The 26,166-nt window shown below is 46.2% G+C and carries 23 protein-coding genes and 2 pseudogenes; 13 read left to right on the forward strand and 12 right to left on the reverse strand.

Going from position 1 to position 26,166, the window contains the following annotated elements:
- Positions 1-9: 9 nt before the first annotated feature.
- Positions 10-1,395 (forward strand): TldD/PmbA family protein, encoded by a 1,386-nt coding sequence (locus F0231_RS02445; protein ID WP_171758126.1) that lies wholly within the window; start codon positions 10-12, stop codon positions 1,393-1,395.
- Entirely contained in the window at positions 1,395-2,744 is a 1,350-nt protein-coding gene (locus F0231_RS02450) for a TldD/PmbA family protein (protein WP_171758127.1), read from the forward strand. Before F0231_RS02445 ends, F0231_RS02450 begins: the two co-directional genes overlap by 1 nt.
- A gap of 86 nt (positions 2,745-2,830) precedes the next feature.
- Here F0231_RS02450 and F0231_RS02455 read toward each other — a convergent pair whose 3' ends face one another.
- On the reverse strand, positions 2,831-4,819 hold the full coding sequence (locus F0231_RS02455) for a U32 family peptidase (protein WP_171758128.1): 1,989 nt from the start codon (positions 4,817-4,819) through the stop codon (positions 2,831-2,833).
- Positions 4,820-5,021: 202 nt separating this feature from the next.
- Between F0231_RS02455 and F0231_RS02460 the strand changes: the two genes are divergently transcribed.
- The 4 genes from F0231_RS02460 to F0231_RS02475 all read left to right on the forward strand — a co-directional run bounded on the left by F0231_RS02460 (position 5,022) and on the right by F0231_RS02475 (position 8,321).
- Complete coding sequence (locus F0231_RS02460; protein WP_171758129.1) at positions 5,022-5,390, forward strand: GntR family transcriptional regulator; 369 nt, start codon at positions 5,022-5,024, stop codon at positions 5,388-5,390.
- Positions 5,390-6,259 (forward strand): ABC transporter ATP-binding protein, encoded by an 870-nt coding sequence (locus F0231_RS02465; protein WP_171758130.1) that lies wholly within the window; start codon positions 5,390-5,392, stop codon positions 6,257-6,259. The genes F0231_RS02460 and F0231_RS02465 overlap by 1 nt, the downstream gene beginning before the upstream one ends.
- A complete protein-coding gene (locus F0231_RS02470; RefSeq protein ID WP_171758131.1) occupies positions 6,259-7,086 on the forward strand; it encodes a hypothetical protein in 828 nt (275 codons plus the stop codon). Before F0231_RS02465 ends, F0231_RS02470 begins: the two co-directional genes overlap by 1 nt.
- A gap of 125 nt (positions 7,087-7,211) precedes the next feature.
- The gene (locus F0231_RS02475; protein WP_171758132.1) at positions 7,212-8,321 is read left to right on the forward strand and encodes a glycosyltransferase; all 1,110 of its coding nucleotides are present in this window, start codon (positions 7,212-7,214) and stop codon (positions 8,319-8,321) included.
- Between the two features lie 87 nt (positions 8,322-8,408).
- Here F0231_RS02475 and F0231_RS02480 read toward each other — a convergent pair.
- Positions 8,409-8,597: pseudogene (locus tag F0231_RS02480) on the reverse strand (HAD-IA family hydrolase); the annotation flags it as partial.
- Positions 8,598-8,642: 45 nt separating this feature from the next.
- On the opposite strand from F0231_RS02480, the pseudogene F0231_RS02485 reads away from it, so the two are divergent.
- Both F0231_RS02485 and phnR read left to right on the forward strand, forming a co-directional pair.
- Positions 8,643-8,951 (forward strand): annotated as a pseudogene (locus F0231_RS02485) (ABC transporter permease subunit); the annotation flags it as partial.
- 9 nt (positions 8,952-8,960) lie between these two features.
- The gene (phnR, locus tag F0231_RS02490) at positions 8,961-9,665 is read left to right on the forward strand and encodes a phosphonate utilization transcriptional regulator PhnR (RefSeq protein WP_171758133.1); all 705 of its coding nucleotides are present in this window, start codon (positions 8,961-8,963) and stop codon (positions 9,663-9,665) included.
- Between the two features lie 109 nt (positions 9,666-9,774).
- On the opposite strand, the gene F0231_RS02495 is transcribed toward phnR, so the two are convergent.
- Together F0231_RS02495 and F0231_RS02500 are read right to left on the reverse strand one after the other, a co-directional pair.
- Positions 9,775-11,001 carry a dipeptidase gene (locus tag F0231_RS02495; RefSeq protein ID WP_171758134.1) on the reverse strand — a complete coding sequence of 409 codons (1,227 nt, stop codon included), beginning with the start codon at positions 10,999-11,001 and terminating at the stop codon, positions 9,775-9,777.
- Positions 11,002-11,093: 92 nt separating this feature from the next.
- Positions 11,094-12,026 (reverse strand): helix-turn-helix transcriptional regulator, encoded by a 933-nt coding sequence (locus F0231_RS02500; protein ID WP_171758135.1) that lies wholly within the window; start codon positions 12,024-12,026, stop codon positions 11,094-11,096.
- A gap of 316 nt (positions 12,027-12,342) precedes the next feature.
- Here F0231_RS02500 and F0231_RS02505 point away from each other — a divergent pair, with 316 nt between their 5' ends.
- Together F0231_RS02505 and F0231_RS02510 are read left to right on the forward strand one after the other, a co-directional pair.
- Positions 12,343-13,761, forward strand: a complete 1,419-nt coding sequence (locus tag F0231_RS02505) for an amidohydrolase family protein (RefSeq protein ID WP_171758136.1) — start codon at positions 12,343-12,345, stop codon at positions 13,759-13,761.
- 411 nt (positions 13,762-14,172) lie between these two features.
- Positions 14,173-15,429 (forward strand): carbohydrate porin, encoded by a 1,257-nt coding sequence (locus tag F0231_RS02510; RefSeq protein ID WP_171758137.1) that lies wholly within the window; start codon positions 14,173-14,175, stop codon positions 15,427-15,429.
- Positions 15,430-15,540: 111 nt separating this feature from the next.
- Here F0231_RS02510 and F0231_RS02515 read toward each other — a convergent pair whose 3' ends face one another.
- Genes F0231_RS02515 through F0231_RS02540 form a run of 6 tightly spaced genes read right to left on the reverse strand, consistent with a single transcriptional unit; the run spans position 15,541 to position 20,842 of the window.
- Positions 15,541-16,200: an HAD family phosphatase gene (locus F0231_RS02515; protein WP_171758138.1), complete on the reverse strand. Its 660-nt coding sequence runs from the start codon at positions 16,198-16,200 to the stop codon at positions 15,541-15,543.
- A 2-nt stretch (positions 16,201-16,202) separates the two neighbouring features.
- The gene (locus tag F0231_RS02520; protein WP_171758139.1) at positions 16,203-17,222 is read right to left on the reverse strand and encodes an ABC transporter ATP-binding protein; all 1,020 of its coding nucleotides are present in this window, start codon (positions 17,220-17,222) and stop codon (positions 16,203-16,205) included.
- Entirely contained in the window at positions 17,222-18,007 is a 786-nt protein-coding gene (locus F0231_RS02525) for an ABC transporter permease (protein ID WP_171758140.1), read from the reverse strand. The genes F0231_RS02520 and F0231_RS02525 overlap by 1 nt, the downstream gene beginning before the upstream one ends.
- A 4-nt stretch (positions 18,008-18,011) precedes the next feature.
- Positions 18,012-18,920 carry an ABC transporter permease subunit gene (locus F0231_RS02530; protein ID WP_171758141.1) on the reverse strand — a complete coding sequence of 303 codons (909 nt, stop codon included), beginning with the start codon at positions 18,918-18,920 and terminating at the stop codon, positions 18,012-18,014.
- A complete protein-coding gene (locus F0231_RS02535; protein ID WP_171758142.1) occupies positions 18,917-19,741 on the reverse strand; it encodes an alkaline phosphatase family protein in 825 nt (274 codons plus the stop codon). The genes F0231_RS02530 and F0231_RS02535 overlap by 4 nt, the downstream gene beginning before the upstream one ends.
- A gap of 12 nt (positions 19,742-19,753) precedes the next feature.
- Entirely contained in the window at positions 19,754-20,842 is a 1,089-nt protein-coding gene (locus F0231_RS02540) for an ABC transporter substrate-binding protein (RefSeq protein ID WP_171758143.1), read from the reverse strand.
- Between the two features lie 212 nt (positions 20,843-21,054).
- On the opposite strand from F0231_RS02540, the gene F0231_RS02545 reads away from it, so the two are divergent.
- Complete coding sequence (locus F0231_RS02545) at positions 21,055-21,783, forward strand: UTRA domain-containing protein (RefSeq protein ID WP_171758144.1); 729 nt, start codon at positions 21,055-21,057, stop codon at positions 21,781-21,783.
- 62 nt (positions 21,784-21,845) lie between these two features.
- On the opposite strand, the gene F0231_RS02550 is transcribed toward F0231_RS02545, so the two are convergent.
- Positions 21,846-22,709: a MurR/RpiR family transcriptional regulator gene (locus F0231_RS02550; protein ID WP_171758145.1), complete on the reverse strand. Its 864-nt coding sequence runs from the start codon at positions 22,707-22,709 to the stop codon at positions 21,846-21,848.
- Positions 22,710-22,806: 97 nt separating this feature from the next.
- A complete protein-coding gene (locus tag F0231_RS02555; protein WP_171758146.1) occupies positions 22,807-24,078 on the reverse strand; it encodes an amino acid deaminase in 1,272 nt (423 codons plus the stop codon).
- A gap of 179 nt (positions 24,079-24,257) precedes the next feature.
- Between F0231_RS02555 and F0231_RS02560 the strand changes: the two genes are divergently transcribed.
- Both F0231_RS02560 and F0231_RS02565 read left to right on the forward strand, forming a co-directional pair.
- A complete protein-coding gene (locus F0231_RS02560; protein ID WP_171758147.1) occupies positions 24,258-25,691 on the forward strand; it encodes an amidohydrolase family protein in 1,434 nt (477 codons plus the stop codon).
- A gap of 71 nt (positions 25,692-25,762) precedes the next feature.
- Entirely contained in the window at positions 25,763-26,155 is a 393-nt protein-coding gene (locus F0231_RS02565; RefSeq protein ID WP_171758148.1) for a RidA family protein, read from the forward strand.
- Positions 26,156-26,166 lie beyond the last annotated feature (11 nt).

The following is a 26,166-nucleotide window of genomic DNA, read 5'->3' on the forward strand; positions in this document are numbered from 1 at the left end:
GGAGACTTCATGCTTAATTCTGCAACGGCGAAAGCGGTGATTGATCATGCCCTATTTCTAGGGGCGGATTTCGCAGAGCTATTCGTAGAGCACCATCAAACCAATACCGTTCAGATAGCATCTGGCGAGGTTGATAAGGTCAACTCGGGTATCGACTTTGGTATTGGCATTCGTCTGTTCTTTGGTCATAAGGTGCTTTATGGGTACACCAACAGCACCGATGAGCCTGAATTGAAACGAGTGACGTCACTACTCGCAGCCAAAGACAAGCGTGAGCAAATTGCATCCGCAGGATCGTTGAATCTCAACCGCTATCCTATTCAACACGGTTGTCGTCAGCCACTAAGTCAAGATGCCAACCTAGATTCGAAGATTGCTTTGCTACTGAAAGCTGACGAAGCAGCGCGCGCTGAAAGTGAATACATCAGCCAGTTCATTGGCAGTGTTTTGCAACGCGAGCAGCAGGTGACCATTTTTAACTCAGACGGTTTACATGTTGACGACACTCGTCACTACATTCGCGTAGCAGGTAATGCTGTTGCACAAAAAGGCAATGAACAATCTTCAGGTTCCGAAAGCCCAGGCGCGCTAGCTGGATGGGAATTTAGTGAGCAAATTGACGCTAAACATTTGGGGCAAACTATCGCAGAGCAGGCATTGATAAAACTGGGTGCGGATGCGTGTCCATCGGGTGAAATGCCTGTGGTGATTGGTAATGGTTTTGGTGGCGTTATTTTCCACGAAGCGTGTGGTCACCTGTTAGAAACGACATCGGTTGCTAAGAAAGCGTCTGTCTTCCACGACAAAATGGGCGAGATGATTGCTCATTCTGCGGTAAATGCAGTAGACGATGGGACGATGACTAACGAATGGGGCTCGATTCATGTGGATGATGAAGGCATGCCAACTCAGCGAACTCAGCTGATCAAAGATGGCCAACTCACCAGCTTTATGGTCGATAGAATGGGTGGCCTGAAGACGGGCTACCAACCTACTGGCTCAGGCCGTCGTCAGAACTACAAGTTTGCGCCAACATCGCGTATGCGCAATACCTTTATCGAAGAGGGTGAACACTCTTTGGATGATATGCTAGCGGGCATCGAACGTGGTATTTACGCTAAGAAGATGGGTGGTGGCTCAGTACAACCAGGAACAGGGGAGTTCAACTTCGCCGTTCGTGAAGCCTATCTGATTGAAAATGGCAAAATCACCAAACCACTGAAAACGGCAACGTTGATCAGCAGAGGGCCAAAAGTGCTGAAAGAGATCAGCATGGTGGGTAAAGACATGGCGCTGGCTCCGGGAATGTGTGGTTCTGTGAGTGGGTCAGTACCGACAACGGTTGGTCAACCAACACTAAAAGTCGATAACATTCTGGTAGGGGGCGGTAACTAATGAGCCAAGATAAACAACTTCTCAATGCCGTTGACTATGTTCTGGCCGAAGCGAAACGCCAAGGCGCAGAAGCGGATGTGATCGTAAACCGTAACAGCAGCTTTTCACTCAAGGCGAACCAAGGTCAGTTAGACGAATACAAAGTCAGCTCAAACCAAGTCTTAGGTGTGCGTGTTGTCAAAGACGCACGTGTGGCGACCAGTTACTCTGAATCGCTGGAATCTGCGAGTTTAGATTTGATGCTCACCAATGCGCTGCAAAGTGCGCGTTTTTCCAAACAAGATGAGCATCAAACCATCAGCTGCGTGAACAGCCAGATCACCACTGATGTTGCTGAAATCGCGCAAGAAGATACCACGTCGGTTGATGAAAAAATCGAACTCTCTTTGGCGCTGGAGCAAGGGGTTGTGTCACTGCCTCATGCATCAAGCTCACCTTACAATGGTTATGGTGATGGCGAGAGTCAGCTGATCATTGCCAATACCCAAGGTTCGCTGTGTCAGCACTTTGAACGTTCGTTCCACTGTTATGCGTATACCTTGTTCGAGAAAGACGGTAAGCAGTCGATGGCAGGAAAAATGTCTCTTGGTCGTCGCTTTGCAGAGCTAAATTCGGCCGATTGTATTGAGTCTGGCTACAACCTAGCTCGCGACTTGCTAGAGGGTGCGCCGGTGGCGACAGGAAACTACTCTGCCATCTTCCATATCAACGCGTTAAGTAGCCTGTTTAGTGCCTTTGGCAGTGCGTTCTCGGGTGTCAGTGCAATGAAGGGCATCACGCCTCTAGGTAACAAGTTAGGTCAATCTGTGGCTAGCGAATTACTGACCTTTACCGATGCGGCGTACATGCCAAAGGGTATGGCTATTGCAGGTTTTGATAGCGAGGGCTTTGCAACTCAAGACAATGTGCTTATCGCTAATGGGCAGTTGAACACGCTGCTGCACAATAGCCAAACTGCGAGTTACTTCGGAACGGCGTCGACAGCCAGTGCGTCGCGCGGTGCGAAATCCAGCTTAGACGTATCGGCAAACCACAAAGTGATTGCAACTGGTTTAAGTAGCGCATCAGAGGTAAAAGCGGGCGAGTACCTAGAGCTTGTTGAGCTACAAGGTGTTCACTCAGGCGCTGATGCGGTTAGCGGAGACTTCTCATTTGGCGCCAGTGGGTTCTTGTGCCGAAATGGCGAGCGTATTCAACCGGTTCGTGGTATTACGGTGGCGGGCAACTTCTACAAGATGCTGCAAGAGGTAGACGCTGTCGGTGACGTTCAATTGAGCAACGATAGCCGTACTTTCTTCGCACCCGATGTACGTTTTGCTCGATTGAGCATTGGTGGTAAGTCAGCTTAATCTAACCGAAAAACCAAACTAAGAAGCCAGTATGATTAACGTCATACTGGCTTTTTTACATCTAAATTCTGTTCTTGGTGGCTGGATTACACGCCTTTGGCATATTGGGCGTTGGTTGTCGGTCTTATTGCTGAGTGCAGTGCTTCAATATTTGGTTCATCGCACTCGCTAAGCAATGTTAAAAAGGTATCTATCAGCTCACTCTTCCCAAGGCTGACTCGGGTTTCAGTCTGAATATCACGTAAATCGACCATAACATCGGTAAACAGGTTAGGAAGATCTGTCAGAACGTCCAAGTTCAATACGTTGTGTTCGCTGTAGATCGCGTTGTGGCTGCCCTTATGCTTTTGAATCACATATGGGTTATCTTTCAAATTGATGATTGAAGTACGCTTTTCGCAACGCTTCAAGCACCCTTTATTGACCTTAATCTTACGGCAGCCTTCGGTCTGTTGAAATAGACACTGACGGCTTGTGAGCAAGGTGTTTGGGTGATAAATACTGTAGAACAGTTTCATCGCTTGAGGTCGCTTAATATGACGCATCTGCTTAATGTTGATCTCATTAGAGATAAATGCACCAGCGGCTGAAAACTCTTCATCTAAACATTTTAGGGCGTAAGAGTTGGCGATGTTCATCTGCGGCCCAGCAACCCAATCCAAACCGAGTTCTTGTGCAATCATGCCTACGCCTGAGTTATTGGTGATCAGCTTGCGTGGTTTTGTCGCTTCAAGAAAGCGCTTAGCCGCGGAAAAATCGTCGCCAATTAAAATCGCAGGGAAGAAGGGCAGTAACTCTTGGTGCTGGTGGAATAGCTCAATCAAATGGTCACACTCGGCATCTAAACCCATCGGCAATTGGTAGTAAACATCGACGTCATCACGCTGACTCAGTGCAAGATCTTCAATTGAAGAGATGAGTACCGATAAACGAGTTTCACTTGGCGCCTCTGGCTCTACGAGCGGCGATAATGTTGGTACATCAATCGCCCCTTTCAAGCTAGCGCCCTTGTCTTGAGATGAGTGAACTTCCATTTGAGCGGTTTTTTCTGCGACAGTCTCAATGATATTGGTCTTGTCATCGTAGAGCTTTTTCTTCACCTGCTGAATTTGTTCACTGCTGGTGCATTGGTAAATCTTGGAGAAGTGTTTGACGGCATGATCGCGAGGGTTATCAATGTACATCGCTTTACCAAACTCACCTTTTAAGAAGGCGTTAGAGAAGTCGCGGTTAAAAACCTTGTAGAGCTCGCGAGTATCATCGGATAATTTGACCCCGTCACAGAATCGGTCAATCTGCTTACGCCAGTTATCAACGACGGTGTAGACGTAGTGCGATTTTTTGATTCGCCCTTCCACTTTCAGCGAATACACCCCTGCATCAACGAGTGCTTCTAGGTCACCAAACGCTGAGTTGTCTTTCATGTTAAGTGGGTATTGGCTGCCAGTTTGTGTGGTCTCGTACTGCTCGCGACATGGCTGACTACAACGGCCTCGGTTACCCGATGCACCATTCCGCGCTGAGCTGATATAGCAGATACCCGAGAACCCAATACAGTAAGAACCATGGACAAACACTTCCATTAACACGCCATGTTGCTTACCAAACTGAGCGAGGTGTTTGATCTCATTGATGTTCAGCTCTCGTGAAAGATTGACGCGACTCGCCGTAAGTTGGTTGAGCAGCAAAATTTGCCCCTCATTATGCGTATTCAACTGAGTTGAAGCGTGAACATCTAGGCTTGGGAAGTGGTGCTTTAAGATATAAGCGAGCCCAAGGTCTTGCACAATAACGCCATCGATATTGGTGGTATTAAGCTGGCTAAGTAAACGAACAATCGCTGGGATTTCGCTCTCTAGAATCAATACGTTAAGAGTAAGGAAAATTTTGCAGTCATGCTGATGCGCAAGTTCAAGAACGCCATTTAAGTTATCTAGGGTGAGGTTTGTCGCTCGGTTTCTCGCATTAAAACGGTCAAGCCCGCAGTAGATAGCGTCAGCTCCTGCTGCAATGGCAGCTTTGATGGAATCCAAATCGCCACCTGGCGCTAATAACTCAAATTGATCGCGTGTCACTGTTGTTCTCTTACTCGATATCGTGGATAGGCACGTATCTTACGGGTTTCAGAACTGTGATGTGACACAAGTTAATGCTTTATTAATCTGTATCAATTTATCAGCAGCGAAACATTCGCTGACGAACCACTTGCAATCATTGATAAAAAGTTTAGTGTTATACCTATGTATATCACTAGTTATGTTCACAGAGTGTAGATTGATGACAGATTGGAATGATTCACAGCCCATCTTTCGCCAGCTGGCGGATCGCATCATCGAGCAAATTCTGCAAGGGGTTTGGCAAGAAGGAGAGGCGCTGCCATCGGTAAGAACCGTCGCAGCGGACCTAAAGATCAACCACTTAACCGTGATGAAAGGTTATCAACTATTGGTGGATGAAGCGCTGATCGAAAAAAGACGCGGTCAGGGTATGTTTGTCGCACAAGGGGCGTTGGCACAGTTAAAAGCCAGCCAAAAAATCGAGTTTATTGAGCAACAAATCCCATCAATCGCAAACAAATTGCAGCAGTTGGATATCTCTCTTGAGGAGTTTATCGAGCAGCTGAAGCAACAGGTAAAAGGCAAGTAATGAGTGCATTAATGACAGTCAATCGAGTCTCAAAACAGTACTCGAATAAAACCAAAGGCGAGCGAGAAGCGCTACACAACATCAGCTTTGAGCTAAAAGCAGGGCAAGTTTTAGGGCTGCTTGGCCACAATGGTGCTGGCAAATCGACGTTGATTAAAAGTTTGCTTGGCGCACACGATTATCAAGGCGACATTGAAGTGCTGGGTTTAGAACCAGTCTCGCAGCGCGCCAAAGTGATGGAGCACCTCTCTTATATCTCGGATGTGAACGTACTCCCTGACTGGATGAGTGTTCAGCAGCTGCTTCGCTACACGTCAGGCGTTCACCCTAGTTTCGATATCGATAAAGCGCGAGCGGTGCTAGATAAAACAGACATCAAGCCTCGCAGTAAAATTAAGTCCCTCTCTAAGGGGATGAAAGTACAGCTTCATTTGGCGATTGTTATCTCGACAGATACCAAGGTATTGGTGCTCGATGAACCTACGTTAGGGCTTGATTTGGTTTATCGCGATACGTTTTATCGTCACTTGTTGGAGTGGTTCCATGATGGAGAGCGTGCTTTGATTATTGCCAGTCATGAAGTATCAGAGATTGAGCACCTGCTGACTGATGTGCTGATTTTAAAACAAGGCAAGGCAGTGCTGCAGTCCGCGATGAGCGACATAGAGCAAGAATACGTGATTGTCGAAACCAACCACGATCAAGATGAGAAAATCTCGGCATTAAACCCACTGTCGAGTGAGAAAGCATTGGGCACCACGCGTTGGTTGCTGCGTGCAGAGCAAGCCGAGCAGGTGGATGACGTGGAACGAATTTACAATGTAAAACTTGCCGATCTTTTCTTGGCGCTACAGAAAGGAGCCGCGTAATGAATGCCAATATTTATATGCTAGAGAAAGAGTGGTTGGAGCATAAGATGATCACTCGAATCCCACTGGCGCTTTTGGTTTGTGGCCTTGTGTTGCTGTTCAGCATTAGCATGAACAGCACCATTCAAAGCAATGTGACTTATGAACTCACTTACAGCGATGGTTATGAGTCGAGCTTTGCGCTAGGCAAACAGTTGAGTGGTTTAGTGTTTGGCTTTGTTGGCCTGCTTTCGATGATGTTAACGGGACTATATTTCCCTAAAACATTACGCAAAGAGCGCCAAGAAGGCAGTCTGATGTTTTGGCGCAGTATGCCAGTAACGGATATTCAGATTCATCTCGTTAAGCTCTGTTTTGGTCTGCTTGTCGTGCCAGTGATTTGTTCGATACTCGTATTTAGCGCAGACTTTATGATGTGGCTTATCAACTTCGTTGTGGGGGATGCATTCCCACTGTTTGATACCGGCGAGTCGTTCTTCTACATCATTACGCACTGGTTCGAGTTTGTTGGGCGCATGTGGTTAATCGGGTTGGCACTGTTGCCGTTTGCGACGCTCTCTTTGGCCGTATCACAAAAAGTGAACTCGCCATTGTTAGTCATTTTGGTGACCATGTTTGTCGCTCAACTCGTGGTTAAAAGCTTGATTGGTACATCGTGGCTAAATGAGTTTCTAAACGCAGTCTTCTTGCTTCCGCTAGAACTTCTCACTGCACACAACCCAATGACCGCATTTTCTAATGCTGGTGTGGTGAACCTAGTCGTTTATGCACTCATTGGCGCGCTAGGCTTATTGGTCAGCTTGAGGTTATCGAAGAGCGCTGATTAAACTCATCAAGTTCCTTATCTATAAATTAATCACAGCCACCTAGTATTAGGTGGCTTTTTATTATATGGTATGATGTTCTATATTTGAGTGAATCTATAAGCTAATCGTTAAAGTTGGGTTTAGTTATGAAGGAACAAGTTGAAAACAGCGGCATCTGTCTGACGATGATTGTCAAAAATGAGAGTGCAATCATTGAACGATGTTTAAACTCCACTTTAGAGTCAATCTCTGAGTTTGTCATTGTTGATACGGGGTCAACGGATGACACCATCGAGAAAATTACCCGTTTTATGAAGAAAGCGGGTAAAAAAGGCCAAGTCATTTCTCGAGAATGGAAAAACTTTGCCCACAACAGAAATGAAGCGGTAGCTCTAGCGAAAGAGTTGAGTAATGCCAAATACATTTTGACGATTGATGCAGATGACCAAATGAAGGGTAAGATCAATCATAGAGACCTCAAACATTCAGCCTATTACATAACGAGCAAACATGGTGGCTTGGAGTACCGAATCAACCGATTATTCAAGCGAGACTTAAAGGTCGAGTATATCGGTTATACCCACGAGTATTTGTCAGTAGGTTCTGTTGAAATGGGGACTATTGATACCGATAGTGCTTATTATCTGATGGGATCTGACAGTTCAAGAAGAGTGAGTGGTCAGAAATATTTAGATGATATAGCGCTGTTACAGCAAGAGTTAGCCGTGTCACCAGATTGCGCTCGTTCACAGTTTTATTTGGCTCAGTCATATAAAGACTCAGGACAGACACCAGAGGCTATAGAACATTATTTGAAAAGAGCGTCGATGGGGGGATGGTTTGAGGAAGTGTATATCTCATACTTGAGGGTTGCTCGACTCTACTTAAATCAAAATGATATCAATAAAGCGAAACAGTTTTTTCAACTCGCTATTGATACATGTCCTCAAAGGGCTGAAGCGCAGTATGATTTAAGTTGTATTTATACCAATTCGGGCGACTACAATGCCGCTTATGAATTGCTAGAAAAATACACTGATATTGACCGTTCTAAGTTCTTGTTATTCTTGGAAAGCTCCATTTACGAGTATGGTTTGATGGATCAATATGCACTGAGTTGTTACTACACCGGAAGGTATACTCAGTCGATTAAAGTTTGGAAAGAGATATTGAAAGGCGCGAATCTCGATTCTAATACTCATAAGAGAATTACAAACAATCTCATTTTTGCCATCGATAAAGTTTTTGTTAGTTAACGGGGTTAAGTCAGTATGCCTGCGCTCAAATAGCCAACTATTTTTAGATGTTAGAGAAAGGGAAGTCATGTGACTTCCCTTTTTTATGAGCAATAGACCAACATTCCAGATACCGGCGTTATGACCTTCATCGATGCCCGGTGCGGCGTCATCCACTTTGATACATGCGTTAACGTCAGTTACGTTTAGCTCAATTGCGTTTTTCAGTGCCATAAATGGTACTGGGCGACCACCTTGTGGTAGGTCATCCATTGCAACAACATAGTCTGGTTTGTAGAGGCATAAACGCCGTGTAGATAGCGTCGATGGCTTCTTCGAATATCGCTAAAGCTTCCTCAATATGAGTTGTTCTTTAAAGTGACATTACCCGTATGTCTGCCAGCCATTTTAGACATCGCGACCTATTTGTTTGTTAATGCATTGACCACCACTTCTGCGGTAGTATTCCTTTATTCAACCGATACTAGCCCAGCTTCCGACTCTATCCAGAATATGGATGATGCTCGTCAAACGGGCGCTGCTGCGGCCATGGCTTTGATGATTGTGATCGCTGCCGCAATGGCAAAAATGGTACAGATGACTTTCGGTAAGTGGTTGGAAAATCGCACTCAAGCTTGGCGTAAAAGATAAGGACACTTCGTGCAGTACGTAAAAATTAAAGACTCGATTGTTGAACAGATTGAATCGGGAATGCTGTCACCACGACAGAAGCTGCCAGCGGAGCGCAAATTGGCAGAGTCTTTCGATACGACTCGCGTGACCCTACGCGAAGCCTTATCACTGCTTGAAGCTGAAGGCCGTATCTACCGTGAAGATCGCCGAGGTTGGTTTATTTCGCCTGAACCGCTGCGTTATGACCCGGCCCAAACGTTGAATTTCCCCAATATGGCGAAAGCGCAAAATCGTACACCGAAGACAGAGTTGGTCGCAGCAAAAAGCATACTGGCGAACAAACAGGCTTCCCGCCTTCTAGAGCTACAGCCTTTCTCTGATGTTTACCGCGTTGATCGAGTCCGTTATCTCGAAGACCGCCCTGTGGTGTTTGTGACCAATTATGTTCGCCCGGAATTGTTTCCTAATTTGCTTGGTCATGATCTGTCGAATTCACTGACGGACATCTATCGCGAGCATTACGGTGTGGTTTATCAAAAAATTCGCTATCGTATTTCTACCAGCACTTTATTAGGTGAGATGGCGCAAGCACTGCGTGCGACATCGGGAACGCCAGCGATGGTTGTTGAGCGTATTAATTACAATCAGCACGGCGATCTTATTGATTGTGATATCGAATATTGGCGACACGATGCGATCAGCATTGAATCGGTTGCTGAACTTGTCCGCTAATCACTGATTTTCTTCAATCTAAAGGCTCCATGATGGGGCCTTTGCGCCAGATAAGCACTACCTCTATCGATAGAGGTAGTGCTTCATGTTTACCATCAGTGATGGGCGATTACTTCCAAGTTTGGCCGTAAACACGCATTAGGTTTCCACCGAAGAGTTTTGCCAAATCGTCGTTTGAGTAGCCCATAGCCCAAAGATTGTCGACAACTCCTGCCATGTGCTTTGATAACTCAGCGGATCCTGTAGCGCCTCGATTGAATGCATCAATCATGTAACCGTTATCGGCATACTTATCGGGATTCGCGATACTAAAAGGAACCACTTGTGCTGTGGTCATCATATCATCGGTTGCGATACCAACGTGGTCGATGCCAACGACTTCAATCGCACCATCAATCATTTCAGCAAACTGTTTCGGCGTGATGTCTTCAGGCCAAACCCCATCCATCATCCATTCTGTAGCGGTGACTGCGACAACACCACCCATATCTGAAACGGTTTTTGCTTGTTCATCCGAGAGCAAGCGATAACATGCCGCCAGTCGGTAATTTGGGTCACCTTTTTTAAGGTTTTGCTTAGCCATGCGCTGCTCTGTCTCTGTGAGAGTCTCATGTGGTTCACAATTGTAAGTCGACGCGATTGGCGAGTGAGAGTAGATAACAGGTACACCAGCATGATGCATTTGCATGTAGTCAGTAATGTCTTTGGTTGTATAGTGAGAAGTGTGAGACAGATCGACGGTGATACCGTGTTTTACCATTTCATCTATCACTTCTTTACCGAAGTCCGTCAAACCACTGGTATCACCATTGATCATCGAGATAACACCAGAACCCGTCAACTCTGTTTCATTGTAAGTCAGCTGCATGGTTTTGACGCCATACTCAGCCATGACCGCGACATTTGCAGCATCTCCCTCTAAGGGCATGGTTGTTTGGCTTGCCCACATAATCGCGTATTCACCGTTGTCATGAGCGAGCTTAAAGTCTTCGACTTTTTTGACGTAACGAATTGGTGTTTTTGCTGATGATGAGGCTTTAGTCCATTTCCCGTGCTCAGATTTGAAAGCCAGTAGATTGGGTGTATGCGGAGCAGCAAGAGTCACGGATGCGCCGGTAATACCGCGTTGATTCGCAAGGTCGATGTAGGCGGCAACCTGTGAATCTTTGGTAAATCCTACGCCGCTTGGTGGTGCATAGAAGTCGAGCACAATGTTGCTTGCTACGTATTTTTTCGCTTCATCTGACGCAGATTCGTGCCAATCTTTCGTTTCAATTGATGCGTGAACCCCGAACGTTGCGGCAGAGATTAAGGTTGCGATAAGAAGCTTTTTCATGTGTTGACCCTCAAATTAGTTTACGAGTGCAAATATATCGATTTGAATTGGCTTAAATGTGCATTTTGCGACAATTGGTACATGGAGTGTCCTTAAGCTTGTTGAGCCTTTTTAAGCCATTGGAGAGGAGTGATGTTTTCTGACTTTTTGAACGCGCGAATAAATTGAGAGGTATCGGCATAGCCAAGGTGTTCCGCGACATCTGAGATTGAGGCATTTCGTTGCACCATCACACGCTTAGCGAAAGCAAAATTGAGTGTTTCTTTGAGCTTTCTGAATGTACATCCTTCGCTTTTTAATCGTCGTTGAATCGTGCGTTGGTTGATGCCGATGATTTCGCTGATCTGTTCTATGGAGAGGTCTTCTCGCCCGATATAGCCTTCAAGTACGGCGCTTAGTTGTTCGCAAAAGCTCAGAGCTGCACAGTCGAATTTAGCCGTGGCGCTGGTTTCAGGATAAATCGCCTCTTTGTAGAAAAGGGCTGAGCGCTGCTGACCTAAATATTGTGGAGTATGGTTGCTGATTTGAAGCTGTTCAAAGTCGAGCGCATCTGGGTGTTGTAGGTGATATCTCACGGGGGCAGTTAAGCGAGAGTTTAACGCGATGCAATAGCAATGCGTCGTAACCAGCAAATAAAGCTCTGCTAAGAATTGAAGCTCATTTTGCAATGGCATCGCCAATTCCACTGAGTAGGTGTCGACGTTTTTTATGGCGATAATCGATTCGACTGGGATGGCATCGGTGAGTTGCTGTAGAGAGGGCGCTTCACGGTTATCGGACACTAACTGCTCTACAAACTGATGCGCTGACAACTGTAAAAGCGCAATAAATTTGGATGCAGGCAGCCTACGTTGGGTTTGCTCAAGTAGCCTTATGAAGGCAGCGAAAGAGGTGAACTGCGCTGTGCTCGTGTCCAAATAGATAGGAACATGGGCCTCACGCACCAGTGACCAAGCATCGGTGACTTCTTTATTTAACTGATCAATAAAGGTGATGGCGGCATATTTGTTGATGAGTGCGATCAATCTCACTGCTCCTACTGAGTGTGAATAAATAACAACGCTCACACTGTAGTCGTTGTGCGCGTCATTTTAAAGCTAGAAAGGTATACCATCAGAATGAATATGGGTTCGAGTTTGAGTAGTGGCTCAACAAAATGAAAGTGATGTGTCGTTTTTCGGAAAGGGATCTGTGAGTCCCATTTAGAGGACTGAAAACACGTCAACGCGCCTAAAACGGACAGATGATCTTTGTGTCACCAAATGGCAATTCCTCTTTTGAGTTGGTGGGTAATATGACCTCAGATTTCAGGGTATCACCACTAACTAAGAGAGTATTTATATGTTCAAGAAAACACTGATTGCAGCATCACTAGCTATGGTAAGTGCATACTCATTTGCAGCGCCTGCGCCTGTTGAGTCATCGGCACCAACGGCGATTGAAGCCCCTCAAGTAGTTGTATTTAAGAACGTGAATATTTTCAACGGAACTGAGAATAAGCTGTACAACAACCATACCGTTGTCGTGACTGGCAATAAAATTACCGCGATTACCAAAGACGAAGCAGATCTACCCGTAGACGCAAAAGTGATTGATGGCGAAGGTCGTACCTTGATGCCAGCATTGGTTGAAGCGCACATGCACTTAGCTCTGCCGAAAGGTTTGTTAGGTACCAACGATATGCGCTGGTCAGAGATTGCCGTTCATGCTCAAGGGTTTGGTGAAATGTATCTTGACCTTGGTTTCGGTACGATTCGTGACGTAGGTGGTGCTGATGGCGTTTGGACTGAGCTTGAGAAGCAAGGCAAAATTGATTTCCCACGTACTTACGTTTCAGGTGCGCCGATTGCGCCTATGGGTGGTCACTCAGATGTCGGCTTGCAGTCGCGTCGCTTAACGGATTCACCGCAGAATCTCGAGATTCTAAATATCATGTCAACGCCATCGGGCATTGCTGAAATTCATGAGCAGGCTCGTTACAACTACCGTCAGGGTGGCCAGTTTACGAAGGTATTCCAGTCAGGTGGTGTCTCGTCTAAATTTGACCCTTGGCAGTATCAGTCACTACTAGATGAGGAGCTCAAAGCGGCGGTCGATATTGCTGAATCTTACGGTTCTTATGTCGCGACCCATGCTTATTCAGATAAAGCGTTGCACCAAGCACTCGATACAGGCGTTAAGTCGATTGAACATGGTTTCATGTTTAACGAAAGCCACCACAAGAAATTCAAAGAGAACGGAGCGTTCTTGGTGACGAACCTAACGGCGTTCTCTCCTGAACTGGCGAAAGTACCTGTGGTTCAAGACCCAAGCATTCAAAAGAAACTGGCATCAGCGCAGGCGGCCTTTGGAAGCTATATTGAAAATGTACAAAAGCTAGACCCAGATTACCGAGCATTTAATACCGATTGTGTTGGTTACGCGGATATGTGTGCGAAGCAGATTTCTCATGAGATTTACTTGAACGCTAAGTTCTTCGGTAACTTCTCAGCACTTCGTGCCATGACTTCAACAGGTGGTCGAATTTCAGCTGAGCTGATGCAAGATTGGATTAACCCATACTCAGATGCAAAAATTGGTGTTATTGAAGTAGGTGCATATGCGGATATACTATTGATTGATGGTAACCCATTAGAAGACATCACTTTAATTGGTGGTCGTGAGACTTGGTTAGGCAATGATGCCAAGCCAGATGGTTCTCACCTGACCGAAATGGATTTAATTATGAAAGACGGCAAGATTTTCAAAAACACCTTGTAATCTTGCCCAGTAATATCCGGCTAAGTTAGCCGGATATTATGACCAATAGGATCACGTTATTACTATTTTGTCGTTAAGTGCCTATTTCCACGCATTTAAACTAGGGTCTGTTGACCTTTTGAGCTGATTTTTGCAGCAATTTGTAGGTTCTTTATGCAAGGCAGAGGCTTTGAATTGTAGTTGCTCTACCTGATAAGCCGATAACGCAGTAGAAAGGGCCTACAAATGCTGCCCATAGGGTTCGGCTAAAAGCGTTTTTCTCTTTGTTGAGAGGTATTTGCTTAGAATAACTAGGCTGCAAACCTCTCGCCGCGATAAAAACGCTTTTATCTCGAACAAAATTTAACCGCAAAAGGTCAACAGACCCAATACACTCATCGAAAGGAAGTCGAGCCAATGAGAGAAACTGTAATGAAGACGAAATTAACCACCTTGAGCTTAGGCATCATCGCAAGCTTAAGCATTGCGCCAACTTATGCCGCTAACTTTGACAGCCCAGATTCGGTTGAAAATACCATTGCGCAGCAAAAGACTCAGCAACTGGATTGGCGAGAGTCGCTAGCTGCTGATGGTTTTACCTTCGGTGCGGACTATTTCTCACTAGCGCTGCAATCAGCCGATGGTAAAAACGGAGATTCGGTGGATGCGTCTTCAGGTGTTGCGCGTATTTATGGCTCTTGGAATCTCGCGGGTAAAGGTACCGAGAACAGTGGCAGCTTGGTGTGGAAAGTTGAGCACAGACACTCTTACACCGATACGTCACCTAAGCAATTTGCTTGGCTCGGGCAAGATCAGATTGGTTACGCAGGTATGATTGGACCAGCATTCAGCGATCAAGGGTTTCGTGTTACTGACTTAAACTGGAAACAGAAAATCAATGACGGTAAAGGGACGATCATCGTGGGTTGGCAAGACGTCACCAATTACGCGGATGTCTATGCTCTAGCAAGCCCTTGGTCAGGCTTTACCAACCTTGCTTTTTCTACCGGTGCTGGTGCTATGGGCCTTCCTGATGACGGTGTTTTAGCGCTTTCAGCAGGTCACATGTTGGGAGAAAACTTCTATGTGGTTGGCGGTGTAGCCGATGCTAAAGGCAAGTCGGATGATATCTTCGAAGGGTTTGATACGCTATTTAATGATACGACCTTGTTTACTACGTTAGAACTGGGGTGGACGGCTTCACAAGAGCAGATCTACACGGATAACTTCCACGTCACTTTCTGGCACATGGATGCGGGTTCTCGACATAGCTTATCTTCAACGGTATTGGCTGATGGAACTGTGGTAGGTGGTGAGTCAGGCCAAGGGGTGAATTTCTCATGGAGTCAGTTTGTCACACCTCAAGTGATGCCATTTGTACGTGGTGGTATTTCGGAAGGAGATGTTGCCCTTTACGATAAATCACTATCGGTCGGTTTCGGCTACTTTGGCCTGGGTAAACCGACCAATAACCTTGGATTTGCGGTTAACTGGTCGGAAACGAACAGCGATACGCTGCAAACGTTCCTAAATGCAGGTAAAGACCAAATGGCCGCCGAGCTATACTACAACATGCAGTTTGGCGACCATGTTCAAATTACACCAGACATTCAATACATCAAAGATCCTGCGTTCTCCAATGAGAGTAGTGCATGGGTGTTTGGGGTAAGAGCTCGCGTATTCATTTAATTTATTGAGATAAGTTCATTCGATTCATTGCAGCTTAGATGTGCGTTAAAAATATTAATCCAAATAATGCCAGCATCAATGAGTGCTGGCATTATTCTGTGAGCGCGGAGGTTAATCCCAGTTAAGCAGGGTCCAATTTGGCCGCTCGGCGTGAGCTTTGAGCTGCGAGCATGGGTTAACTAAGTAGGCGTAGTCAGCATGTTCACACAAAGGTAAGTCATTGATTGAGTCAGTGTAAAAGTGAATCTCTGAGTAGGTTTTCTCTTGAGCTGACAACCACTCTTTCAGGCGAACCACTTTGCCTTCACGATAACTAGGCACGCCCGATATTTGTGCTGTGTAACGCCCCTCTTGTTCGACCAAATCAATGCCTAACGCCGTTGGTATTCCAAGTTTACGACCAACTGCTTTCACGAGAAACGTCACACTGGCAGAGATGATTACCATGTCGATGTTGTCTCTGGAGAGTTGTTCAATCAAGGTAACGGATTGTTTGAACTGCTTTGGTAGAATATGGTGTTCAACACACTCTTCAATCAAGGTGGTTACCTCTGCGATTGGCATGTTTGCTAGCGGTGCCATTGAGAAGGCAAGATACTCTTCCATATCCAACTTGCCCTGCGCGTATAACCCCATCAAACGCTGATCTTCTGCTATGAAGTTAGCTTGCGTCACGATGCCTTTTTCAACCAAAAATTCGTTCCAAATCATCGCACAATCGGCATTGATCAGAGTTTCATCCATATCAAATACATACAACGGGTTAGACATGTCTACGCTCTCACAGGTTGAATTTCGTTGAGGTTAAAGAGTAGTTCCAATTGGCTGCCATTGGCGAGCAAACGCTCAGAAGAACGGTTGAGTAAGTCAACGGTGAGCTCGCATTCATCAACATCGACTTGATAGCGAATCACGTTGCCCAATAGCTGGTGGTTCTTGATGGTGCCAACTTGTGGAGCAGAGATATGATTGCCATATTGGCGGCCGCTCTCTTTCACGTAAATCGATTCAGGGCGAATCGCCACTCGCCACTCGGTATCAATATCAAACAGCTTTTTCGCTTTGCTCGATTCGACCAAGTTGTAGTGACCCATAAAGCTGGCGACAAACTCATTGGCTGGGTGAGTGTAGATCGCTTCTGGGGTGTCAGCTTGAACGATCTCCCCTTTGTTCATTAGAAAGATACGATCCGACATGATCATTGCTTCTTCTTGATCGTGAGTGACAAAGATCGTGGTGAGATTCATCTCTTTTTGGATGTCTCGGATCTGCTGGCGAAGGTGCTTACGGATCTTGGCATCTAATGCAGAAAGCGGCTCATCAAGCAGCAGAATACGAGGCTTGACCACCAGTGCGCGCGCCAATGCCACTCGTTGTCTTTGACCGCCGGAGAGTTGGTGCGGGTAGTGCTTCTCTTTGCCTGTAAGATCAACCAACTCAATGACTTTTGCCACTTCTCGTTGTATCTCGTCAGCACTGAGCTTCTTCATCTTGAGCCCAAAGGCGATGTTGCCTTCAACCGTCATGTTAGGAAACAGCGCGTAAGATTGAAACACCATGCCAATGCCGCGCTCTTGAGGGGTAAGGTGAGTTATCTCTTCCCCGTTGACCCAAATCTCGCCGCCATCGACAGGGTTTAACCCTGCAAGGCTTCGCAGTAGCGTTGATTTACCGCAGCCACTTGGGCCGAGTAGTGTGATGAACTCACCTTTCTCGATAGAAAATTGAATATCTTCAAATACGGTGTTGCTGCCAAAATGTTTAGTTAGATTAGTTGCAGTTACGTAGCTCATTATTTGGCTCCTTGGCTAAAACGACTTGCCAGCCAAGTCAGTAGAAAAATAAACAGGAAGTAGGTCATTACCAGCGCCGAGGTAAAGTGGCCGCTGGTTTGACGCATGTTGTATAGATAGATTTGCAGTGTCTCAAACCGAGTACCGACCAAGATATTGGCAAACACAAACTCGCCCAGTAGGAATGAGAACGACAAGAACAGTGATGCCATTAAGCCCTTCTTCAAGTTCGGTAAGATGATCAGCAAAAACGCCTTAGTGGTGCTTGCGCCGAGCAGGTGCGCCGCATCCATCAGATCTTGGAGATTGATCGCTTCGAAATTATTGGAAATGGCTCGGTACATAAACGGCAGTGCAATGGTGAAGTAGGTACCAATTAAAATCCAAGGCGTCCCTATTAATGAGATATCACTGTCTGCGTAGAGCTGAAGTAAGCCAACCGATGAAACTACAGGAGGAACCGCAAAGGGCAGTAGGATCATGATATTCATGAGCTTGTCGAGTTTCGGGTAGTAGTAAAACACCACGAAAATCGCAGGCAGAATCAGTATTACGCTCAACGCGAGAGCAGCAATACAGATGAACAGAGATCGGCCAAACGCTTGCAAGAAACGAGGATCGGTCAATAAGCTGATGTACCAATCCAACGTGAAGCCATCAGGCAAGATGGTCGCGCCCCAGCGTGATGAAATGGAATAGACAAACGTAGCCAAGATTGGGATCAGCATGATGCCCACAATTGAGTAGACCACGGTTTTGTGAAATCGAGTATTTACGTGTTGCATGTGCTTACTTCTTACCCGCGTAGCTTTTCGAGATTAGCCACTGGTTGATGACGGTAATAAAGGCCAAGATAGCCATCAGAATGACGGATATCGCCGCCGCAAGATTCGGTTCTAGGAACAGGTCGCCTGATACGAGGCTGGCGATTCGAATGGTAATCACGTTGTAGTTCCCTGATGTGAGGGCATAAACGCTCGCATACGCGCCAATCGCATTGGCAACCAGAATAATGAAGGTGCCAAACAGAGCTGGAGAGAGCACTGGCAACGCGATTTTCGCCCAGTATTTAGTCGTACTTGCGCCCAGTAAAGCCGCTGCTTCTTGCCAGTCGTCTCTTAACGCGTCAAACGCAGGGTAAAGCAGCAACACCGCTAGTGGAATTTGGAAATAGATGTAAATCGCCAATAAGCCCCATTTTCCGTACAGGTCGAAATCGCCTAACAAACCGTATTGCTTGAGTAGTAGGGTGATGGCGCCATTGGTACCAAGAATAATGATGAAGGCAAACGACAGAGGTACGCCAGCAAAGTTGCTGCTCATATTGGTAAAGGCGATCACGCCATCACGAATTTTAGAATCAACGCGACGCAGAGATGAAACAAGTAAGGTGGCGATCATGAGTCCAAACAAGCTTGACCAAACAGAGAGCCATAAACTGTTGCTAAAGGCTTGCATCATAAAGGCGGAATCGAGCACTTCCACGTAGTTGTCTAGCGCGAACTCGTCGTCATAAATGAAACTGTTGATCAGTACCCAAACCATTGGGGCAAGCTGAAATAGGTAGAAGAACAGGGCAAATGGAGCAAGCCATAACGCAGGCTTAAGCCGTTTCCAGTAGCGCGCTTTGGGTCTTGCTGAAGACGCTTTTTTTGCCGCTGAATGGCTTGAGTTTGGGGTGATTACAGAACTGCTCATAAGGCTAACAATTCCTGAGTATAAGATTTAGTGTGGTCGAGGTTTAAGAGCTGGCAAACAACGCCGCAAAGGTCAGTTTGTTTGATTTGACACTCTTGGTGGGTGAACCGATCGCCAATGACAAACAGAGGGACTTCTCGCTCTTCAGGCAAAATACCCCCATGAGAAAGGTCGTTGTTCATACCGTGATCGCTTGTCACAATGATTTGGTAACCATCGTTAACCCACTGCTCAATGTAGTTAGACAAAATAATGTCAGCGCCACGGGCACAATTGCGATATTGGCGCGAGTCTAAACCGTGCTTGTGGCCCATATCATCAATGTTCATTGGATGAATCAGTAAGAAGTCTGGCTGATGAGTACGGCGCAAATGCTCTGCATCGAGAAAGAGCGCTTCGTCGGGATAGTGGTCCCAGTGATAGAAACAGCCGTGCTGAATATTGAGTGTCTCATCGTCGGTGAAGCGGTCACGGACAGGGTCAAAAGGGGCTCGATTATACAGCTCACTTACCCAGTGATAGGCTGCTGCTGCCGTTGTCTTACCTTGGTTTTTCGCCAAGCTAAAGATCGACTCATGATGGGATAAGCGCACGATCTGGTTATTGACGATACCGCTTTCGACAGGGCGAACACCCGTTAAGATGCACTCATAAAGAGGACGCGACATAGAAGGCAGTTCCGATTGGACTGGATAAAGGGTCGCGCGCATCGCTTTGTTCGAATGGCTTTGTTCTAGTAGACCGTTTAGGTAGCCCATGCAATCACGGGCTACCTGATAGTTCAGTCCATCTAGAACAACAAGGATGACCTTATTGCTCATGGTGCTTCACTTTTACTGCTGGTGGATTAGGACGCTTTCTTGCCATTGACGTGGCAGCTTACGCGCTGATTTTTCCCATGCTGAGAAGTCAGTTACTGGGTGCACGTTGCTGTATTGGTCATTGGCAATCAGTTTGTCTTGAATGGATTGTGGCAGCTCAACATTGGTACGGATCGGACGAGCGTAACCTTCTGCAAGGTTGATTTGGCCTTGGTCGCTAAAGATGTATTCACGAGCAAGCTTCGCCGCATTTGGGTTTTTCGCGTACTTGTTGATGATGGTGGTGTAACCTGAAATCACAGAGCCATCTTGTGGAATGTTGACACTAAAGCGCTCACGGTCGATTTTGTCGCGGTAGTTAAGGGCATTGAAATCCCACATGATTGCGACTTCCACTTCCCCTTTCTCAAGGTTGGCAATGTTTGGATCGGTAAACGATAGGCGACCTTGTTTAGCCAGTTCACCAAAGAACTTGATAGCCGGTTTTAGGTTCGCTTCGTCACCGCCGTTAGCAAAGGCTGCAGCAAGAACGGCATTGTTTGCTTGAGCAGCAACGCCAACATCACCGACCGTTACCTTGTAGTTACCTTCTAGTAAGTCTTGCCACGTTTTCGGTGCATCTTTAACAAGGTTGTTGTTTGAGATGAACGAGATAGTGCCCGTGTAAGCCAGTGCCCAGTGACCTTCTTGGTCTTTCGCCCAGTTTGGAATATCGCTCCAAGTGCTTGGTTTGTATGGCTGTGTGACGCCTTTCTTCACGGCAACGCGAGCAAATGCAAAACCAACATCACCAATGTCTGCTGTAGCGTTACGCTTTTCTGCTTCAAATTTTGCAATCTCTTGCGCAGAGCTCATGTCAGTATCTTGGTGTTTCAAGCCGTAGTTTGACGTTAAATCTGTCCAAGTATCTTTCCAGTTCGCCCAACTATCAGGCATTCCCACACTGTAAACCGCGCCTTCATTTTGCGCCGCTTTGATGAGGGATTCTAGGTCTGCATCTTTTGCCATTGCTGGCACTGAAAGGGTTGCTGCAATCATTGCAGCAGTTGGCCCCATGTGCTTTACAGAAAAAGCAGTTGAACGACTTAGCAAAGTTTTCATTGTCTCCATCCTTCTGGACTAGGTCAGTAAGTTCGATTTGTATGCTAGGCAAGGAATGTGACGATTTGGCTTTAGTTATTTGACACTTTTTATGAATTTATGTGGCGTTTATATTTCATTTGAGTAATAGGTACGCGATTGATGGGTGTCATATTCCTGTTATCTACTCGTTTTAACGTAGGGCGAAACTAACTAATGGACTAGATCAGAACATGAGCGTCATTGCTTCTAGCCAATCAGGCACACAACTGGCAAAAATTAAAGGGAGCCTTCGACAACAAATTCACTCTCAGATCATGAAGGAGGGGCAGAAATTGCCTTCAGAAAGAGAGCTGAGTGAGCTGTTCTCGACCACGCGCATCACCATAAAAGATGCGCTGATTTCACTTGAGACAGAAGGGTTGATTTATCGGGAAGAGCGGCGTGGTTGGTACGTGTCACCTGAACGAATCTGTTACAACCCGCTCTCTCGTTCTCATTTCCATCAAATGATTCGAGAGCAACATCGGATCGCTGAAACGACATTAGTTAATGTGCGCAGTGAAATGGCCGCAGGGGAGTTTGCCAAGGTCTTAGAGATTGACAAAATAACGCCCATTCATGTTATTGAAAGGCTGCGCTTTATTGATGGTCGAGCGGTGTTATTCGTCGAAAATGTGCTGATCTCCGAGCTTTTTGACGGGATATTGGAAGAAACCCTGACCCTATCTTTGACGGGTATTTATCGTGAAAAGTATGGCTACGAGACCAAGCGTTCTCGATTTGATGTGATTCCCACTTCTGCCCCCGCTCATGTCGCCAAAGCGTTAAATTTGGCAGAAGGGCAACCTGTACTAAAAATCTGTCGAGTGAACTACAAGCAAGATGGAGAGCTTATGGATTGTGAATTGGAATATTGGCGACCAGATGCCGTGATGATTCGAATTGATAGTGTGGGTTAAGCCTCGAAACACTAATAAAAAAGCGCTAACTGGTCGGTTAGCGCTTTTAAGATGAGAGGTTGTTAGTCACCCAGAGGCTGGCGTTCTAACCCACCGCGGTATGAGTCTAGCGCCAATTTTAGGCGACGCAGTTTGTCTCTAGAGCGGCGTTTATGGTTGACCGCTAGTGCCATCGACAGTACATCGACCAACGCCAACATGGCATAACGCGAAGCAGACGGTTTATAGATAAAGTCAGTCTCTTGGTGCTCAATCGGTAAGGTCAGATCGGCAATGTCAGACAGAGGCGTTGCTTTTGGCGTAATCGCGATGACTTTTACTCCATACTCCTTGGCAAGCTCTGCGGTTTCGAGAATCGTTGGCGTGTAGCCTGTTGCCGAAAGCATAACAATCACGTCATTGCTATCTGCGGTTGACGCAATCATTCGAGACATTAAGCCGTCGTTGTAGGCAACCACAGCATAGCCAAGGCGGAACAAGCGGTGTTGAATCTCTTGCGAAGCGATGGTGGAGCCTCCACCCATACCGATAGAGATGATTTGTCTGGCATTGTGAAGCCAATCAACTGCCGTATCGATATCTGCTTCATTGATCAGATTACGATTGATATCGAGTGATTGCTTTATCGACTCGTAAATGCCCTGATAACCACTTTGATCTGGCGGCTCTAAGATAAAGCGTTGGCCAACGGTTAAGGTTTGAGCAAGCTTAATCTTCATATCACGAACGTTTTTACAACCGACAGCCTTAGCAAATCGAGTGATGGTCGCTTCACTGACTTGAGCACTTTCCGCAAGTTCAGTAATACTGGCGTTCGCGGCGGTTTCTATGTCGTCCATGATCAACTTGGCGACTTTCTTTTCAGCATCTCGTAGGGCGCTGAATCGCTCTGTAATCCGCGAAATAATATCGACTTCTAAACTCAACGTTATGTCCTATTCTTGATGACGGGAGCCTTTGACATGCTCCCTATTTTTCTTCGGTTAGTATACCCCAAATGTCATGGGACTAAAGGCAGTAAGGTTAGAAACGAGTGTTTACCCAATGCGTTACATTGTAGTCGTCATCACATACCGCGATGGCGCGCCACTTATCAAACGTCAAACATGGGTGTGACGTTGAAAATGCGATGACATCACCCACATTTAGCTCGCTATCAGCGTCAATTTCAATAAAGGCGTGTTGATCCATAACGGCCGTGGTGACCGCACTGGCGACACTGATGGCTTCACCATTTCGATACGCACGCTCTGGGATTGGCAGTCCAGCATCAAACGCCACATCACGTTTGCCAATACCCGCAACCAGCTTGGTCGGTTCAGGACGAGAAATGACGTACGCCCACACCTCTAAGGACGATTGAAGATCGCCGCCAAGGTCACAAGCGGCACCTTGGTTTTTCTTGGCGCGTGCCATGACTTTGTCCTGAGCATCAAGGTAGATTCCAGTGTCATGAATCGCGTAGCAGCCTGGGCGGATAATCGCGGTTACATCATCTAAATTAGCAAAACATTCAGACACCACGTCATACCAAGCAGAGCCTGCACCTGTCACGATCGGTTTGGTCGTGATCAGCTGAGTTTGTTCAAGGGAGCGCGCGAGCTCAAGAGTTTGAGTGAGGAAATTACGAATCATCTGCTCGGCGTCGTCACCATGGATAACCCCTTCATACACTTCGATTCCACGTAAAGTGAGGTAAGAGTGCTGTTGGATTACTGTTGCGATTTCACGGACTTGCTCTTCGGTGCGACAACCGCAGCGGCCGCCTTCGACACCAAATTCGATCAGAACATTGAGCTTAACCTCTTGCTGAGAGAAGAAAGCACCGAGTGCATTAACGTTCAATGCAGAGTCAACGCAGGTGTATACCTCAACGCCTTTTTCCTTAATCAGGTTGGCAACGATCGCCATGTTGGCTTTACCGACAAGCTGGTTGGCGATGATGATCTGTTTAGCGCCAGCAAGAGCCGCGACTTCTGCTTGGGCGGCTGTAGCGACTGTTAGACCCCATGCGCCATGAGCAAGTTGCTGACTGAAGAAGTCCGGCGTCATGGTCGTCTTGCCATGCGGGCACAGTTTTACGTTGTGCTCAGTTGCAAATCTTTGCATCCAATCGAGGTTATTGTTAAGGCGCGATTGTTGGATCACCGCTGCCGGTAGGCTCACTTCTTCATTAATCAAACTATAGATTTGGCGATCATCTCTTTGATAAGGCTGACCTTTTTCACCCGCTCCAGGCGTGCAAGTTACGGGATTTTGGTAGTTTGTATCACATTTTTGTTCAAAGTTATTCATGGCACACTCGCGTCTAACATTTGTTAAGTTGTTGATTTTTATTGTTTGTTGCTATCTACATTAAATGTTGTGTTAGAAACTATCAAACAAATTGGTATTTTTTGTGTGTTTTATCACTGATTTTATTGGGCGGATTATTAATATGAACTCATGCAAACGAGAGACGAAGAAGGTGAACAATGTTGTTCGACACCATTATCAAAAGTGTAGAGATATATGACGGAACGGGCGCTAAGCCATACACAGCTGATATTGCTATTCGTCAAGACAGAGTAGAACAAATCGGACAGTTAGGCGAAGTCGCCGCTGAACGTGTTATCGATGGTCAAGGATTGGCAATCGCACCAGGTTTTATTGATGTTCACACTCATGATGACACTAATGTCATTCGCTTTCCTGAGTGTTTGCCAAAGATTAGCCAAGGGGTTACGACGGTCATTGTTGGTAACTGTGGCATCAGTGCTAGCCCAGTTGTGCTAGCTGGCGATCCACCTGATCCGATGAACTTACTTGGTCAGCAACAAGATTTTAAATACCCAACCTTCGCAAGCTATGCCAAAGCAGTAGAAGAGGCTCAACCTGCTGTTAATGTGGCAGCTTTGGTGGGGCATACTGCGCTGCGCAATAACGTGATGGATGATTTACAGCGCACGGCGACGGACGATGAAATTACTCAAATGCGATCGGCTCTGAACCAAGCGATGGAAGAGGGCGCACTGGGTCTGAGTTCAGGCTTGGCGTACGCAAGTGCGAAACAAGCGACTGCTGATGAAGTGATGCGTTTAGCTCAAGTGCTAGGCGAGCATGGCGGCATCTACACCACGCACATGCGTACAGAGTTTGAAGAGATCATCTCTGCGATGGAAGAAGCGTTTGAAACGGGGCAGTTTGCCAAAGTGCCGGTGGTGATCTCTCACCTGAAATGTGCCGGTGCAGGTAACTGGGGTCGTACTGTTGAAGTGCTTGACCTGATGGATAAAGTTTCTGAACACCAAGATGTGTCATGTGACTGCTATCCATACTCTGCAAGCTCATCGACACTGGATCTTAAACAGGTTACAGACGACTTCGACATTTTCATTACGTGGTCAGAAGCGAAGCCTGAACACGCAGGTAAAACGTTAAAACAAATTGCGGATGAAATGAATCTGTCTTTAATGGACGCAGCCAAAGCATTGCAGCCAGCAGGTGCGGTTTACCACTGCATGGATGAGAATGACGTTAAGCGTGTTCTTAAATACAAATTGACGATGGTTGGTTCAGATGGTTTGCCAAATGACCCTCACCCACATCCACGTTTGTGGGGCACATTCCCGAAAGTGCTTGGGCACTACTGCCGCGAAGAGAAGTTATTCCCGCTAGCAGAAGCGATTCACAAAATGACGGGTATGTCGGCGAAACGATACAACTTGCAAGGTCGCGGTGAAATCCGTGTCGGAGCGTTTGCCGATTTAGTTTTATTTAATCCAAATACCATCAAAGACACGGCAACATTTGAAGATCCAATTTCAATGGCGCAGGGTATTGAATCGGTATTTGTGAATGGCGAATTATCTTATTTACAAGGTAACGTCAGCGAAAAAAGAAATGGAACATTTATTTATAGAAAATAAATCGTTAAATCAATAAATATCAATTAACACATATATTAATTAAATCATTTAAGTAGTTACTGGAGAATATTATGTCTATTAAACGTTACGGTATTGAAGGCGGTACAGGTACTGGCGGTCAGCATCTTCCATTTGCTCGTGCAACGGAAGCGGGCGGTTTCCTATATGTGTCTGGTCAAACACCAATGACGGACGGTGAAGTGGTTGAAGGTGGCATCATCGATCAGTCTCGCCTAGCGATTCAAAACTGTGTAGACATCATGGAAGAAGCGGGCTACGGCCTAGAAGACGTGGTGCACGTTAAAGTGGTACTTACCGATTCACGTTACTTCCAATCATTCAATAAGGTGTTCAAAGAGTTCTTTGGCGCAAATCCTCCTGCACGCATCTGCATGGTGTGTGACCTTGTAGTAGACGTGAAAGTAGAAGTAGATGTGACTTGCTACCGCGAAGACCGTCGATAAGCTTCACAATT

Source organism: Vibrio sp. RE86 (genome assembly GCF_013114545.1).
Classification (GTDB): Bacteria; Pseudomonadota; Gammaproteobacteria; order Enterobacterales; family Vibrionaceae; genus Vibrio.

Bases quoted from the DNA above. Each gene is read 5' to 3' on its own strand.
- F0231_RS02520 (WP_171758139.1), bottom strand. From the start codon at position 17,222: ATGAGCTACGTAACTGCAACTAATCTAACTAAACATTTTGGCAGCAAC.
- F0231_RS02470 (WP_171758131.1), top strand. From the start codon at position 6,259: ATGAATGCCAATATTTATATGCTAGAGAAAGAGTGGTTGGAGCATAAG.
- F0231_RS02505 (WP_171758136.1), top strand. From the start codon at position 12,343: ATGTTCAAGAAAACACTGATTGCAGCATCACTAGCTATGGTAAGTGCA.
- F0231_RS02540 (WP_171758143.1), bottom strand. From the start codon at position 20,842: ATGAAAACTTTGCTAAGTCGTTCAACTGCTTTTTCTGTAAAGCACATG.
- F0231_RS02545 (WP_171758144.1), top strand. From the start codon at position 21,055: ATGAGCGTCATTGCTTCTAGCCAATCAGGCACACAACTGGCAAAAATT.
- F0231_RS02495 (WP_171758134.1), bottom strand. From the start codon at position 11,001: ATGAAAAAGCTTCTTATCGCAACCTTAATCTCTGCCGCAACGTTCGGG.
- F0231_RS02560 (WP_171758147.1), top strand. From the start codon at position 24,258: ATGTTGTTCGACACCATTATCAAAAGTGTAGAGATATATGACGGAACG.
- F0231_RS02450 (WP_171758127.1), top strand. From the start codon at position 1,395: ATGAGCCAAGATAAACAACTTCTCAATGCCGTTGACTATGTTCTGGCC.
- F0231_RS02515 (WP_171758138.1), bottom strand. From the start codon at position 16,200: ATGTCTAACCCGTTGTATGTATTTGATATGGATGAAACTCTGATCAAT.
- F0231_RS02555 (WP_171758146.1), bottom strand. From the start codon at position 24,078: ATGAATAACTTTGAACAAAAATGTGATACAAACTACCAAAATCCCGTA.
- F0231_RS02465 (WP_171758130.1), top strand. From the start codon at position 5,390: ATGAGTGCATTAATGACAGTCAATCGAGTCTCAAAACAGTACTCGAAT.
- F0231_RS02530 (WP_171758141.1), bottom strand. From the start codon at position 18,920: ATGAGCAGTTCTGTAATCACCCCAAACTCAAGCCATTCAGCGGCAAAA.
- F0231_RS02460 (WP_171758129.1), top strand. From the start codon at position 5,022: ATGACAGATTGGAATGATTCACAGCCCATCTTTCGCCAGCTGGCGGAT.
- F0231_RS02510 (WP_171758137.1), top strand. From the start codon at position 14,173: ATGAAGACGAAATTAACCACCTTGAGCTTAGGCATCATCGCAAGCTTA.
- F0231_RS02525 (WP_171758140.1), bottom strand. From the start codon at position 18,007: ATGCAACACGTAAATACTCGATTTCACAAAACCGTGGTCTACTCAATT.
- F0231_RS02565 (WP_171758148.1), top strand. From the start codon at position 25,763: ATGTCTATTAAACGTTACGGTATTGAAGGCGGTACAGGTACTGGCGGT.
- F0231_RS02475 (WP_171758132.1), top strand. From the start codon at position 7,212: ATGAAGGAACAAGTTGAAAACAGCGGCATCTGTCTGACGATGATTGTC.
- F0231_RS02535 (WP_171758142.1), bottom strand. From the start codon at position 19,741: ATGAGCAATAAGGTCATCCTTGTTGTTCTAGATGGACTGAACTATCAG.
- F0231_RS02445 (WP_171758126.1), top strand. From the start codon at position 10: ATGCTTAATTCTGCAACGGCGAAAGCGGTGATTGATCATGCCCTATTT.